Raw genomic sequence first — 12,219 nt, 5'->3', positions numbered from 1 at the left:
TTCTCGGGCAGCCGCACCGTCACCTTCGTCGTGTCCGCGGTCGTGCAGGCGCGAAACCCGAGGTACGGCGCTTTATCGGCGCGGTCGAGGTGAGATCGGCCCCCTGGAATCGGCCGCCGAATACTGATCCGGGAAGGACGGGAGCCCGATCAACCAGGCGGTCCACCCGCTGGTCGACGACGCGGAGAAGATTCTCGCCGCCGCCGACCGCGTTCACATCGAGCTGCCCTTCTTCCCCCGCGACGAGGAGAAGGCCACTCCCGCCGTCTGAACCCCGCCCTTCCCCAGATCACGGCGGACCATCTGCCGCCGCGATCGGGGCTGCCTAGTGGCCCAGGTTGACCTGTGTCCTGTGGTGGTCGCCCTTCTCGATCAGGTCGACGAACCCGAGGGCGTAGTCCGCGGCGGAGATCTCGCCGCCGTCCTGTGGCTGAACCGCTACTTCGTCGCCGAGCCGGTAGCGACCGAGTCGCTCGCCAGGCGTATGGGAGCCGAACCTGAGCGCCGGGCTCACGAACACCCAGTCGAGCGTCGGGGGCGTGGCCGGGAGGTCCTCGATGACGAGCGCGGCCACAGTACGGGGTTCGCCTTGGTGCTCTGCCGGGATGTGGCCGAGGTCGGTGACGAAGCGGTCCTCCCCGGGGGCGGGGCGCAGCGAGGAGTAGCCGCCGACGACGTACAGGGATTGGCCTGCGGCATCGGCCAGACGGGCGACGGTGCGGTAGACGTCGCGGAAGGTGTCGGCCAGCGGCCCGCGTGGCGAGAGTGCGGCCACGACGACATCCGCGCCTTCCATGGCCGCTGAGAGGGTCGCTTCGTCGGTGGCGTCGCCCTGGACATAGTCCACGTTCGGGGTCGGCGTGCCGGGGAGCGAGCGGCTCAGCGCCGTGACCTGGTGGCCGCGAGCGGCGGCCTCCGCGACGATGGCCGAACCGGTGTAGCCGGTGCCGCCGATGACGGTGATACGGGACACGAGGTGCCTTTCTCCGGGACGGATGGCGTCGAGCGACGCCCTCTGGTTACCGTAGGAGCGCAGCTCTCTATTCGGAAGAAGGCACTTTGTGGTAACCACCCCGGCCGAGTCGGTGCTCCGCGGCAGCTCCTATCGTGCGGACTGTCCGACCCGCCAAATCCTGGATCGCATCGGTGACCGTTGGACGGTGCTCATCGTGGGCGCCCTGTCGAACGGCAGTGTCCGGTTCTCGGAGCTGCGCCGACGCATTGAGGGCATCTCACAGAAGATGCTCACCCAAACTCTCCGCGGGCTGGAACGGGACGGACTCGTACGCCGTACCGTGCACCCCGAGGTTCCGGTCCGTGTCGAGTACGCGCTGACCGAAGCGGGCCGCACTCTGCGCGAACCGTTGCGCGCGCTGGAGGAATGGGCGATCGCGCACCTCGGCGAGGTGTCGGCGTCGCAGGAGGCCTACGATCACGCGGAGCAACCTCCCACTGACCCCACGGACCGCGACATGTGACGCTGCGACGACGGCGCACTGCCGCTCTCAGGAAGCCCGGGCCACTACGCCACCAGGGCCGCGACGCCGAGCGCGTACTCGACGGCCGCCTCGTTGAACGCCCGGATCGCCGCCGTCTCCGCCTCCTTCACCCAAGCCAGGCCGAGGACCGAGGGAGGCAGCCCCGTGACGGGGACGAAGCTGACGTCCGGGCGCCCATGGTGAGCCGCCGTGGGGGTGCAGAACAACATGGCGCCCCGGTTGAGAGCCACCTGGGTCAGGCCCTCCTGGCTGGTGGCCACCGTACCGGCCAGGGGTATGGGACGGCCGGAAGGGGTCGCGGACGGTGCCACATGCTCGCGCCAGGTGCGCGGCGCCGGGCCGTTCAGGCCGATCAGGGACACGCCGGCCAGTTCCTCCACGTCGATGCTCGCACGGGCGGCCAGCGGATGGCGCGAGGAGACGCCGAGCCGGTACGAGACCCGGTTCAGCCCCTCCCCCGTCGCCAGATCGGGCTCGTCCACCGGTAGCAGTGTGAACGCGATGTCCACCTGCCCGGCCCGCAGCTTGCCGAAGGGGTCGGAGAGCGGGATCTCCACCAGCTCCGCCTCACACCCCGGGTATCGGCGCTCGAAGGCGCGCACACTGCCGGTGACGACGTCCGTGGGCGTGGCCAGGAAGCCGAGCCTGATCGTACCCGTCACCTCGCGGGCGGCAGCCTTGGCCCGGCTGACCGCGTTCGCGAGGCCGTCGTAGGAGGGGCGCAGGTCGGCCAGGAAGCGTTCGCCCAGGGACGTGAGGCGCACGCGCCTGCTGGTCCTGTGGAAGAGACGGCCACCGATCCTGGTCTCCAGCGAGCGCATGAGCTGGCTCACCCGGCCAGGTGACAGGTAGAGGCGCTCGGCCGTACGCGCGAAGTGCAGTTCCTCGCTGAGCACGACGAAGCACTCCAGCTCCCTGAACTCCATCTCCGCACCTCCACCTGATCGCTTAGTCCACCTAAACCAAGCCTTCGATCTTCGTCGTTGTTCCCGCCGATGACCTGCAGAAGGCTGGCTGGCATGACCATGACCGATGTCTCCACCGCCGCGCAGGCCCGCTGGCTCGCCGTGTCCTCGGTGGCGGTGGGCACCTTCACCATCGTGACCAGCGAGATGCTGCCCGTTGGCCTGCTCACCTCGATCGCCGCCACCTTCGGCGTCTCCGACGGGACGGCCGGGCTGATGATGTCGGCGCCCGGACTGATCGCCGCCGTCTCCGCGCCCGTGCTGGTGATCACCACCCGGCGGCTCGACCGGCGCGCCACGCTGCTGGGGCTGATGGCGCTGCTGGCGGCGGCCAACCTGGTGGGCGCGTTCGCGCCGAACTACCCCGTCATGCTGGCCGCTCGGGTGCTGACCGGGGTGAGCATCGGCGGGTTCTGGGCGTTCGCGGCCGGCCTCGGCCTGCGGCTGGTGCCCGAAGGGTCCGTCGGGCGGGCCACGTCGATCATCTTGGCGGGGGTGTCGGTGGCGTCGGTGGTGGGGGTGCCCCTGGCGACGTTCATCTCGTCGTTCGCGGGGTGGCGGACCGCGTTCGTCGCCATGGGGGTGCTGGCCCTGGCCCTGCTCGCGCTGCTGGCCGCGACCCTGCCGTCGCTACCGGGCGAATCCCGGGCCCGGGCGTCCGAGCCGTCGCCCCGCGAGGCCCCGGCCCGGGCGTCGCGGGGGCGGCTCGCGTGGATCTCCGGCCCACTCAAGGTCGTCCTCCTCCTGACCGGCCTGATCGTGTCCGGCCACTTCGCGGCCTACACCTACGTCCGGCCGTTCCTGGAGCAGGTCTCGCACGCTGGTCCCGCCCTCGTCAGCACCGCCCTCCTCATGTACGGCGCCGCGGGCGTGGTCGGCAACTTCGCGGCAGGGGCATGGGCGGGCCGGAACCCCAAGCCGGTCCTGGTCACGCTGGCCGTGCTCATGGCGCTCTCCACGGCGGCGCTGCCCCTGATCGGTCTGCCCCTGTTCATGCTCGTGGTGTGGGGCCTGGGCTACGGCGGCGTGGGGGTGACCCTGCAACTCTGGATCATGCGGTCGGGCGGCGGCGAAATGGGCACGGCACTGTTCGTCGGCGCCTTCAACGTCTCCATCGCGCTCGGCTCGTTCGCCGGCGGCCGGGTCGTGGACGGCGTGTCGATCTCCGCGGTGATGTGGGTGGCAGCGGCGCTCGCCCTGGTCGGCGCGGCCGTCGCCGCCATCTCGGGCAGGAGCGGGACGACCGGTTCATGAGAGGACGCGCCTCAGGCCATCGTGCTCGCGTAGTGGGCGGCGATCTCGTCGCTGGTGGTCAGCCACCCGCCGGCAACGTGATGTATCCCGTTGCGAACAGCAGGTAGGCCAGGATCACGCGGCGCAGAGGCCGCAGGCGCGCTCGTCGGTGGTGGCGGCCGGTTCCTCCCCGCCGGAGCTTGCGGCCGTCCAGCTCACCAGGGTGGCCAGGCCGGCGGCAAGCCCCATGCCGACCCAGGCGATGCGCCGTTGGGCGCCCAGTGCCGGGATGGTCGCGCGGCTGAGGATGATGCCCAGCCCGGTGCCGGCGAAGTAGACGACGATGGGGGTGCCGGAGGGGGGCACGAGTGGCGATCCGCGATGCGATCACACCGCCGGTGGTGAAGACCACCGCCCCGACACGCCCGCCACGCCCTGGCGGCCAGCAGCGCTGGATAGTGGTCGCTGACCGCGGTCGCCGCCAGCGCCACGCGATCCGGTAGGGATGCAGCTCGGTCCACGACACCAGGCCCGGGTACGTTCTGGCCAGTTCGTTGGCGTCGACGGCGTGATCAGGGCCGCCGCACGGCAGACCGAGGGCGCTCACCAGCCGGTCGACATCCTTGCGCGCGTAGCCGCCGACGGGCAGCCTGATCAGCGGATCGCGGTGCGCGTCGAGCACGAAGAGGGTCTCGCCGGGCGATCCGCGCGGCGCGGTGAGGGTCGCCCGCACCACCTCCGCGGCGTCTGAGCGGGACCGGCGCCGCTCGAAGAAGATCCCCCGCAGCACGATTTCATGCGTTGTCAGCACGATCCTGGCCCGGACGAAGGCGCCGATCCCCAGCGAGACCGGGATGGCGAAGGCGGCGCCCACGATCGGAGCGAGCACGGTCGGGGCGTCGCCGATCAGGATGGCGGCGACGATGACAGCGGTGGCCACCAACCCGGCCACCAGGAATGACTGCGGCTGGAAGTTCAGTTTCGGTCGCCGGTTGTCGACGTGGGCTTCGGCCGTCGGCGACGCGGACGCGATGGTCATCAAGGGCCTCGACCTCGACGAAGACGCCCACGCGATCTTCGCCAGGTTGCTCGCCTCGGCCCCGGCGGTGCGGCACGTGGTGTTCGTGTCCGCGGTAGGTGTCGGCGACGAGCCGGATCACAGCCCACGCCGGGCGGCGGAACTGGCCGTGCAGAACTCCGGCAAACGCTGGACCATGCTGCGGCCGAACTGGTTCATGCAGAACTTCGACGAGAACACATGGGTCTTCGCCAAGGCGCTGCGGGAGGACGGCGAGCTGCACGCCTCCGGCGACGAGGTCGCGGTCGGCTTCACCGACACCCGCGACGTCGCCACCGCGGCGGCCACCGTCCTGGCCCAGGACGGGCACCACGAGCACGGCTATGACATCACCGGGCCCGCCTTGCTGACCTTCCGCGAGGGGGCGGACGAACTGGGCAAGGCCTCCGGCCGCCCGATCCGGTACGTCGAGGCGACCCGGTCGCGGCACCGGGAGTACTTCGCCCTCCTACGGCTCCGCGACGTCCAGCCGCCGGCTGGCGTCGATCGCGCGCTGATAGCGCCGGGTCAGGTCGTGCAGCGTGTCGACCAGTTCCGGCGAGTCCACGATCGTGAAGTCGGCGCCCAGCAGCCCCAGGTAGAGGGCGAGCATCTCAGGATGGTCCGAACCCGGTTCGAAGGCGCACCGGTCTTCGCCCAGGGACTCCACCTCGATGGGGATCGGCAGCCGTTCCCGCACGTACGCCGCGGGCGCGTGCACGATCACCCGTGCCCGGTACCGCCAGGTCGCCTCGCCGACCCCGCGTGCCACCTGCGCCGTGATCTTGTGGTCGGGCGGTAGCTCGCGGGGCGTGAAGCGCGGCCCCGTCGGCGTCCGCGGCTCGATCCGGTCGGCCCGGAAGTTGCGCCAGGCGTCCCGGTCCAGATCCCAGGCCACCAGGTACCAGCGCCGCCGATCGTTGACCAGACGGTACGGCTCGACCGAGCGCCGCCCGACCGCGCCGGAATGCGCCCGATAGTCGAACCGGAGCCGCTCATGGTCCCGGCACGCGCTCGCGATCACGGTCAGCACGTCCGGATCCACCTGCGGGCCGCGCGACGGCATCGGCAGCGCGTACGACTGGAAGGCACTCACCCGGTGACGCAGCCGCGCGGGAAGCACCTGCTGCAGCTTCGCCAGCGCACGCACCGAGGTCTCCTCGATGCCCGCGATCGACCCGTTCGCGGCGGTGCGCAGCCCGACGGCGACCGCCACCGCCTCCTCGTCGTCCAGCAGCAGCGGCGGTAGAGCACCGCTCGTGCCGAGCCGGTACCCACCGGCCACCCCCGGCCGCGCGTCGACCGGATAGCCCAGCCCGCGCAACCGGCCGATGTCATTGCGGATGGTCCGGGTGGTGACGCCGAGCCGGGTGGCGAGCTCGGCACTGGTCCAGTCGCGCTGCGCCTGCAACAGGGACAGCAGGCGCAGCAGCCGCGCCGAGGTTTCCAGCATTCTTCGATCCTGCCGCCAATCTAGGAACGAACCTTTCCTCTATTGTTCCTACTCTTCTCCACGTGAGCGCAAGAGCTCCCGGCCAAGCCCCCCCGGGCCGTACCGGCCCCGCTGACAAGGAGAAGCGTCATCAGCGATCGCATCCGGCCCTTCCACATCGAGATCCCCCAGGCCGACATCGACTACCTGCACGACCGGCTCGCCGGGGCCCGCTGGCCCGGTGAGTCGCCCGGCGTGGAGTGGGCCCGCGGCGTACCGCCGGCCTATTTGCAGGAACTCGCCGAGTACTGGCGCACGCGGTACGACTGGCGCGCTCAGGAGGCGCGGCTCAACCGGTACCCGCAGTTCACCACCGAGATCGACGGCCAGCGCGTCCACTTCCTGCACGTCAGATCCGATCAGCCGGACGCCAAGCCGCTGCTGATCACCCACGGCTTCCCCAGCTCCGTCGCCGAGTTCCTGCACCTGATCGAGCCGCTGGTCGACCCGGCGGAGGGTCAGGCCTTCCATGTCATCGCCCCGTCCCTGCCCGGGTACGCCTTCTCGACCCCGCTGGGCGGGACGGGCTGGGCGATGGGCCGCACCGCGCGCGCCTGGGCCGAGCTGATGCGCCGCCTCGGCTACGAGCGGTACGGCGTGCACGGTGGCGACATCGGCGCCGGCGTGTCCGGCATGGTCGCGGGCCTCGACGGCGAGCAGGTCATCGGCGTGCACGTGGTGACCGATCCGCTGACCGCCGCGAACGTCGCCACCTTCCTGCCCGGAATGGCGGACCGGCTGGACGAGAACGACCCGGTCGACAAGCTGATCCTGGAGCGGATGGAGGAGTTCGCGAAGGAAGGCTCCGGGTACCTGGCGATCCAGAACAGCCGGCCGCAGACCATCGGCTACGGCCTGGCCGACTCACCGCTGCTGCAGCTCGCCTGGATCGCCGAGAAGTTCCACGAGTGGACCGACCTGCCGATCGACCGCGACCAGTTGCTCACCACGGTCAGCCTGTACTGGTTCACCGGCTCCGGCGCCAGCGCCGCGCACACCCTGTACGAGCAGGCGCACTCCTCGGACTGGGGCGCGCCGTCGGCCGTACCGCAAGGGTTCGCGGTCTTCGGAGCCGACGACACCGTACGAAAGCTGGTCCCCGCGCCGGCCGGCGCGCACTGGACCGAGTTCCGGCGCGGCAAGCACTTCCCGGCGATGGAGGCCCCGGCCGAGCTGGCCGCGGACCTGCGAGCGTTCTTCGGACCACTGAAGTGACCGATGTGCTGAGCCTGCGTGGCCTCAACCGGGCCACGCCGGCTCGCCGGCGCCTGCTGGAACGCGCGCCGTCACCGGCGATCGAGCACCTGGGCGGGATGCAGTCCCAGGCGCCGCTCGCCCCGTACGTGGGACTCTGGCCCGTCTTCAGGGCTTCGCGGCGGACGAAATCTCGACGCTGACCGAGCGGCGTCAGGTGGTACGGCTGCCCCTGATGCGCAACACCGTCCACATCGTCAGCGCGCGCGACCGCCTGGACTGGCGCCCGCTGATCCATGCGCTGCACGCCACGCAGTTCAGCGGGCACTTCCGCCATGGAACTCAGGGAGTGAACCGGGACGAGCTGCTCAGGCAGGCGGAGCGGCTGCCGTTGCGGACGTTCCACGGACCGGAGGGGCAGACGCTGTACGACCTGCCCGAGGCCCGAGGCCGCACGGTTGTGCGCCTTCCTCGCCCCCCAGACGACGCTCGGCATCGTCCTCGACGAACCGTAGATCGCTGATCGGGGCTCAGCAGGCACGCCTCACCCCAGGATGAGGATGGCCGCGATCACCACCATCACCGCGGCGGTGAGGCCGTGGACGCCGAACGCCACCGCCCGCCGTCCCCCGTTCCTGAGCACGATGACCGTGTCGCCCAGCGGGGAGAACACACTGGCGAGGATCAGCCAGCCGAGCATGTGCTGGTCTCCGGTCACGAGGGCCGGGAGCACGATGAGCCCGCACGTGATGTCCCGTACGCCCTTGACGGTCAGGTACGCGTTCATGGACACGGGAACCCCGAAGCCCTCCGCCGCCGCGACCGGCCGCAGCAGGAAGCGGATGCCGATGAGGATGATCCCGATGGCGATCAGTCCGGCGAGCCAGGTGGCGATGGTGACCATGTCTTCTCCTTCGATCGTTGCTAGAAGTGTTAGCGACGCTAGCCTAGCGATGCTCAACTGTCTAGCGGTGCTAGAGTCTGGAGGGTGTCCACACAGCAGCGCAGAGAACGCGAACGCGCCCAGCGCCACGACCTGATCGTCAAGACCGCCCGCAAGCTGGCCGAGTCCGAAGGCTGGGACGCTGTGACCACCCGCCGCCTGGCCGACGAGATCGAGTACAGCCAGCCGGTCCTGTACAGCCACTTCGCCGGCAAGGACGCCATCGTCGCGGCGGTGGCGCTGGAGGGCTTCGCCGAACTGGCCGCGCGCCTGCGCGCCGCGACTCGGACGGGCGAGCCGCGGGCCACGCTGGAGGGGCTGGTCAGGACCTACCTGGCGTTCGCCGAGGAGAACCCCACGCTGTACGACGCCATGTTCACGATGGCCGTGGACCTGCCGTTCGGCCAGGACGACACCCCGGAGCCGCTCCGGGACGGCTTTCAAGCGCTGTTGTCCGGAGTCGCGCAGTTCGCCGACGGCCGCGACCCGGCGGTCCTGGCGGAGGTCGCCTGGAGCGCCCTGCACGGGCTGATCGTCCTGTCCCGCGGCGGCCGCCTCCCCGCCGCAGGTCGCGAGGCCCGCCTGACCCTGCTGCTCGACCAGCTCAGCGCCACCCGCTGACCGCGCTGCGATCACGCGAAAGGGCACATCTCACCGTGAACGTGAGCACCATCGGGCAGGCAGCGGGATTATTCGCGTCACCAACATCGACGACATCCTGCTCCTGGCGCTGTTCCTCGCCCGAGGCACCGGACATCGTGGCGCGGCGGCTCAGGTCGTGGCCGGCCAGCATCTCGGCTTCCTGGGAATCTTGGCCGTAGCCTTGGCCGCGGCCTTCGGCGCCACCTTTCTGCCGGGACCGGCCCTGCCCTACCTGGGCCTGCTCCCGCTGGCACTGGGCCCGTTGATCACGATCTCTTCGGAGCGGCACGGCGCTGGAGACTCCGGCCACCCATGTGCGCGCGGCCTTCCATCCGGAGACCGGGAGAAACCGTGGGAACGATCAGGCCGGCGGCGGGGTAGCGGGGGATTCGCTCGGGGGGCTTGCAGTATGGGGGTATGGGGCGGCGTGGTGGTCGGCGGTGTGACAACTGCGAGTTTGCGCTGCCGGAGGGGGCGCGGGCCTCGCGGCGGTTCTGCTCGGGTGCGTGCCGGGCTGAGCAGTGGCGCAAGCTCAGGCGCTCGCGCGAGGTGTACGCGGCGGCGGTGGCCGAGCTGGCCGTGCTCGGGATCGGCCGGGGGCCGTCCGCCGGGGAGCTGCGGGCGCAGCGGCCGAAGGCGCGGTGTCCGGTGTGCGGGCAGTGGTGGTGGGTGGGGCTGCGCAAGCGGGCTGATGCGGTGTACTGCTCGCCGCGGTGCCGTACGGCGGCGTGGCGGGAGCGGACCGGGCAGGTGCCCGCGTGGCTGGCCGAGCTGCGTGCTCGCGCACGGCCGTAGCGTTCGGCAGGCGTCACGGTGTGACGCCTAGACGACACGGTAACCATGCGGGTCAGGCTGCTTGCCGGGGAAGCGGTTGATCGGTTTGGGCGGGTCGGGGTACCAGCGGACGAAGTCGTCTTCGAGGTCGTGGTTGAGGACGCGGGTGCGGATCTGGAGGAGGAGGTGGGCGCCGCGGGGTGTCCATCTCATCTGCTGTTTCTTGACCATGCGGCGGCTGATGACGTGGTTGACGGTGGCTTCGGCGGTAGCGCTGGAGATGGCTTCGCCGTTGCGGTGGCGTTCGCCGTAGTTGGGGATCTCGCGGGAGTTGCGGTCGATGTAGGTGCGGAACTCGCTCAGCCGGATTGAGAAGGCACGTTGCTTGTCGTCGGGCTCGTTCGCGCAGAGGAGTTCGTAGTCTTCGACGAGGTCGGTGAGCAGGTCCAGGGCGCGGAAGGTGTTGCCGTGCCACAGATAGTGCTTGATCCGCTCCAGGGTCCGGTCGGTCTGGTCGGGGTCGACGGTGAAGTCCTCGATGTCGGCGGGCGGCGCGGGCAGGGATCGGGTGCCCTGGCGCAGGACGGTCAGGCGCATGGTGATGTGGAACCAGTCGAGGTAGTGCTCGGCTTGGGGGTTGAGGTAGCGGGGCAGGTCGCGGATGTCCTCGCCGCCGTCGGTGAGGAACACGATCTGCTGGTTGTCGGTCATGCCCTGGGAGCGCAGCAGCTCATACAGGCGGCGTTTGGGTTTGTGGTCGTAGGTCTGGACGAAGGCGAAGGTCTTGGCGGGCCGCCGCCGGTGGGGGTGCTCTTGCCGGTGACGGCTTCGAACCAGCCGTCGCGGCGTGAGGTCTGGTTGGCTGAGTGGACGTAGCCGCCGTCCAGGGCGACGACCAGGGGCAGGTCGGGGCGCGGCATGGCCTCCAGATCGGCCGGGCAGGTGTCGATGAAGCTGAACCGTTCCTCGCCGAGCTCGTCTTCCAGGCGGGTCGCGGTGCGCTCGACCTGCTGGCGGATGGTGGTGGCGTGCAGGGGCCGGCCGAGCGGGAAGGCTTCGGCGAGCAGGGTGGCGGCGGTGCCGTAGGAGGTGAGCGCGGCGTACTTGGCCTCCCACAGCAGCAGCTCCGGGGTGGTGCGCTCGGGCAGCGCGGCGGCGACGGGGCTGAACGTCGCGGCCGCCGTGGTGTTCGACGGGGCGCACAGGCAGGCCTTCAGGCGCGGGCTATCCAGCCGGAGTGTGCCGAACAGGGTGCGCAGCACGATCGTCCGGGTGTCCTTGCGGGCACGGGCCCGCCCGCACTGTTCGCAATGCCGCGCGGTGTCGACGGCCTTTTGGACGTGGGCGGCGACCAGGTGGTGCTGGATGCCGGACAGCACCTCGTGCGCCTCGCTCAGCGCCAGCCCGGCGGTGGCCATGGTGAGGTCGTCGCGGGCGATCGCGGTGACGTGTTCGATGGTCGGCAGGGTGCCGTCCTGGGCGTCGATGACGAGCTGAACGGTGATCTTCACGCGGGTTCGTCGTCCGGGAGGCGGATGGTCGTCGGGTCGAGGGCGTGCAGGGCGGTGTTGAGCGCGTTCTTGTCGAAGTCGTCCAGGCGGGCGAGGCCGGTCAGCGCGGTCAGCTCGTCGCGATGTTCGGCGAGGAAGTCCGCCGCCCGCTCCCGGTCATCGCCGCAGTCGAGGAAGCCGGCGAGACGGCCTGCCACGATCACCAGAGGCCAGCGCATCCGCAACTTCAGAAACTCCTCGACGCTGCGGCAGGATTCGGGCGGGGCCTGCCGGGCGCCACCGGTGCAGGCCGGGTACCGGCGGCGTGGTGAGCGGGGCAGGATCTGCTCCACCCGCACCTCCAGCCGCCAGCCAGCGAAGAAGTCGTAGTCGTAGGTGAACCGCTCCCCTATCCGCAGGCCGAACCGCGCCAGAGCGACCCGGCGGGCGTCGGTGGAGAACCCCGCCGAGCCGGGCCGCCAGCACCCGTACTCCACCCCGTGGACGGTGAAGCGGTGCAGGCCCTCATCACTCCATCCGAACGCGCACTGGAAGGTCTCGTGTAGATCGGCGATCGAGGTGGACGCGGGGACCAGCAGGCGCCGCCACACCATCGGGCTGACCCCGGCCAGCACCACCCGCATCTGGAACACGACATCGGCTGATGGGCTGTCGTGCGACTGATCCACGCCGCCGATTCTTCCGATCCCGGCTGATGTCCGCCGTGGTTTCCGGTAACGCCTCGGACCCGACGCACACCGTCTTTTCGGACGGAGCTTTCTGGACGGCATCGTGCCTGGTCGCTACGGTGTCCAGAAAGGTATACCTTTCCGGACGGTCCGTGACGTTCGCCGAGGAAGACGAGGCTACATCTACACCGAGGTGTCAGCGAGCGAGCCTCTCCGCAAGCTGGCCGACGAGGCGATGATG

The 12,219-nt window shown here is 70.4% G+C and carries 16 protein-coding genes; 6 read left to right on the top strand and 10 right to left on the bottom strand.

Features of this window, described 5'->3' with window-relative positions; all coding sequences use genetic code 11:
* Positions 1-325 precede the first annotated feature (325 nt).
* Complete coding sequence (locus P3X83_RS32560; RefSeq protein WP_277309140.1) at positions 326-973, bottom strand: NAD(P)H-binding protein; 648 nt, start codon at positions 971-973, stop codon at positions 326-328.
* Between the two features lie 88 nt (positions 974-1,061).
* On the opposite strand from P3X83_RS32560, the gene P3X83_RS32555 reads away from it, so the two are divergent.
* The gene (locus tag P3X83_RS32555; RefSeq protein ID WP_346742769.1) at positions 1,062-1,478 is read left to right on the top strand and encodes a helix-turn-helix domain-containing protein; all 417 of its coding nucleotides are present in this window, start codon (positions 1,062-1,064) and stop codon (positions 1,476-1,478) included.
* Positions 1,479-1,522: 44 nt separating this feature from the next.
* On the opposite strand, the gene P3X83_RS32550 is transcribed toward P3X83_RS32555, so the two are convergent.
* Positions 1,523-2,425, bottom strand: a complete 903-nt coding sequence (locus P3X83_RS32550) for a LysR family transcriptional regulator (RefSeq protein WP_277309139.1) — start codon at positions 2,423-2,425, stop codon at positions 1,523-1,525.
* A 93-nt stretch (positions 2,426-2,518) separates the two neighbouring features.
* Here P3X83_RS32550 and P3X83_RS32545 point away from each other — a divergent pair, with 93 nt between their 5' ends.
* Positions 2,519-3,718, top strand: a complete 1,200-nt coding sequence (locus P3X83_RS32545; RefSeq protein ID WP_277309138.1) for an MFS transporter — start codon at positions 2,519-2,521, stop codon at positions 3,716-3,718.
* Between the two features lie 58 nt (positions 3,719-3,776).
* On the opposite strand, the gene P3X83_RS32540 is transcribed toward P3X83_RS32545, so the two are convergent.
* The 3 genes from P3X83_RS32540 to P3X83_RS32530 form a co-directional block, all read right to left on the bottom strand.
* On the bottom strand, positions 3,777-4,736 hold the full coding sequence (locus P3X83_RS32540) for a hypothetical protein (RefSeq protein WP_277309137.1): 960 nt from the start codon (positions 4,734-4,736) through the stop codon (positions 3,777-3,779).
* A 117-nt stretch (positions 4,737-4,853) separates the two neighbouring features.
* Entirely contained in the window at positions 4,854-5,063 is a 210-nt protein-coding gene (locus P3X83_RS32535) for a hypothetical protein (protein ID WP_277309136.1), read from the bottom strand.
* Between the two features lie 160 nt (positions 5,064-5,223).
* Positions 5,224-6,207 (bottom strand): YafY family protein, encoded by a 984-nt coding sequence (locus P3X83_RS32530; RefSeq protein WP_277309135.1) that lies wholly within the window; start codon positions 6,205-6,207, stop codon positions 5,224-5,226.
* Between the two features lie 111 nt (positions 6,208-6,318).
* Between P3X83_RS32530 and P3X83_RS32525 the strand changes: the two genes are divergently transcribed.
* Together P3X83_RS32525 and P3X83_RS32520 are read left to right on the top strand one after the other, a co-directional pair.
* On the top strand, positions 6,319-7,461 hold the full coding sequence (locus P3X83_RS32525; protein ID WP_277309258.1) for an epoxide hydrolase family protein: 1,143 nt from the start codon (positions 6,319-6,321) through the stop codon (positions 7,459-7,461).
* 196 nt (positions 7,462-7,657) lie between these two features.
* Complete coding sequence (locus P3X83_RS32520; RefSeq protein WP_277309134.1) at positions 7,658-7,963, top strand: hypothetical protein; 306 nt, start codon at positions 7,658-7,660, stop codon at positions 7,961-7,963.
* Positions 7,964-7,984: 21 nt separating this feature from the next.
* Here P3X83_RS32520 and P3X83_RS32515 read toward each other — a convergent pair whose 3' ends face one another.
* Complete coding sequence (locus P3X83_RS32515; protein WP_277309133.1) at positions 7,985-8,344, bottom strand: DUF4267 domain-containing protein; 360 nt, start codon at positions 8,342-8,344, stop codon at positions 7,985-7,987.
* An 84-nt stretch (positions 8,345-8,428) separates the two neighbouring features.
* Between P3X83_RS32515 and P3X83_RS32510 the strand changes: the two genes are divergently transcribed.
* Entirely contained in the window at positions 8,429-9,004 is a 576-nt protein-coding gene (locus P3X83_RS32510; protein WP_277309132.1) for a TetR/AcrR family transcriptional regulator, read from the top strand.
* Here the strand turns inward: P3X83_RS32510 and P3X83_RS32505 are convergent.
* Entirely contained in the window at positions 8,988-9,176 is a 189-nt protein-coding gene (locus tag P3X83_RS32505) for a hypothetical protein (protein ID WP_277309131.1), read from the bottom strand. The genes P3X83_RS32510 and P3X83_RS32505 overlap by 17 nt on opposite strands.
* Positions 9,177-9,442: 266 nt before the next feature.
* Here P3X83_RS32505 and P3X83_RS32500 point away from each other — a divergent pair, with 266 nt between their 5' ends.
* A complete protein-coding gene (locus tag P3X83_RS32500; RefSeq protein WP_277309130.1) occupies positions 9,443-9,820 on the top strand; it encodes a hypothetical protein in 378 nt (125 codons plus the stop codon).
* Positions 9,821-9,847: 27 nt separating this feature from the next.
* Here P3X83_RS32500 and P3X83_RS32495 read toward each other — a convergent pair whose 3' ends face one another.
* The 3 genes from P3X83_RS32495 to P3X83_RS32485 are packed head-to-tail and all read right to left on the bottom strand — an operon-like array spanning position 9,848 to position 11,978.
* Positions 9,848-10,510 (bottom strand): hypothetical protein, encoded by a 663-nt coding sequence (locus tag P3X83_RS32495; protein WP_277309128.1) that lies wholly within the window; start codon positions 10,508-10,510, stop codon positions 9,848-9,850.
* Positions 10,507-11,310 carry a hypothetical protein gene (locus P3X83_RS32490; protein WP_277309127.1) on the bottom strand — a complete coding sequence of 268 codons (804 nt, stop codon included), beginning with the start codon at positions 11,308-11,310 and terminating at the stop codon, positions 10,507-10,509. Before P3X83_RS32490 ends, P3X83_RS32495 begins: the two co-directional genes overlap by 4 nt.
* The gene (locus tag P3X83_RS32485) at positions 11,307-11,978 is read right to left on the bottom strand and encodes a plasmid pRiA4b ORF-3 family protein (RefSeq protein WP_277309126.1); all 672 of its coding nucleotides are present in this window, start codon (positions 11,976-11,978) and stop codon (positions 11,307-11,309) included. The genes P3X83_RS32490 and P3X83_RS32485 overlap by 4 nt, the downstream gene beginning before the upstream one ends.
* Positions 11,979-12,219: the final 241 nt, after the last annotated feature.

It is taken from the genome of Spongiactinospora sp. TRM90649 (assembly GCF_029382225.1).
Taxonomy (GTDB): domain Bacteria; phylum Actinomycetota; class Actinomycetes; order Streptosporangiales; family Streptosporangiaceae; genus Spongiactinospora.
Note: the sequence above shows the minus strand (reverse complement) of the source record. Positions and strands in the feature narration are given on the sequence as shown.

Coding starts and splice junctions, on each gene's coding strand:
- P3X83_RS32505 (WP_277309131.1), bottom strand. CDS start 9,176: ATGCTGGCCGGCCACGACCTGAGCCGCCGCGCCACGATGTCCGGTGCC.
- P3X83_RS32495 (WP_277309128.1), bottom strand. CDS start 10,510: ATGACCGACAACCAGCAGATCGTGTTCCTCACCGACGGCGGCGAGGAC.
- P3X83_RS32545 (WP_277309138.1), top strand. CDS start 2,519: ATGACCATGACCGATGTCTCCACCGCCGCGCAGGCCCGCTGGCTCGCC.
- P3X83_RS32540 (WP_277309137.1), bottom strand. CDS start 4,736: ATGACCATCGCGTCCGCGTCGCCGACGGCCGAAGCCCACGTCGACAAC.
- P3X83_RS32530 (WP_277309135.1), bottom strand. CDS start 6,207: ATGCTGGAAACCTCGGCGCGGCTGCTGCGCCTGCTGTCCCTGTTGCAG.
- P3X83_RS32550 (WP_277309139.1), bottom strand. CDS start 2,425: ATGGAGTTCAGGGAGCTGGAGTGCTTCGTCGTGCTCAGCGAGGAACTG.
- P3X83_RS32500 (WP_277309130.1), top strand. CDS start 9,443: ATGGGGCGGCGTGGTGGTCGGCGGTGTGACAACTGCGAGTTTGCGCTG.
- P3X83_RS32515 (WP_277309133.1), bottom strand. CDS start 8,344: ATGGTCACCATCGCCACCTGGCTCGCCGGACTGATCGCCATCGGGATC.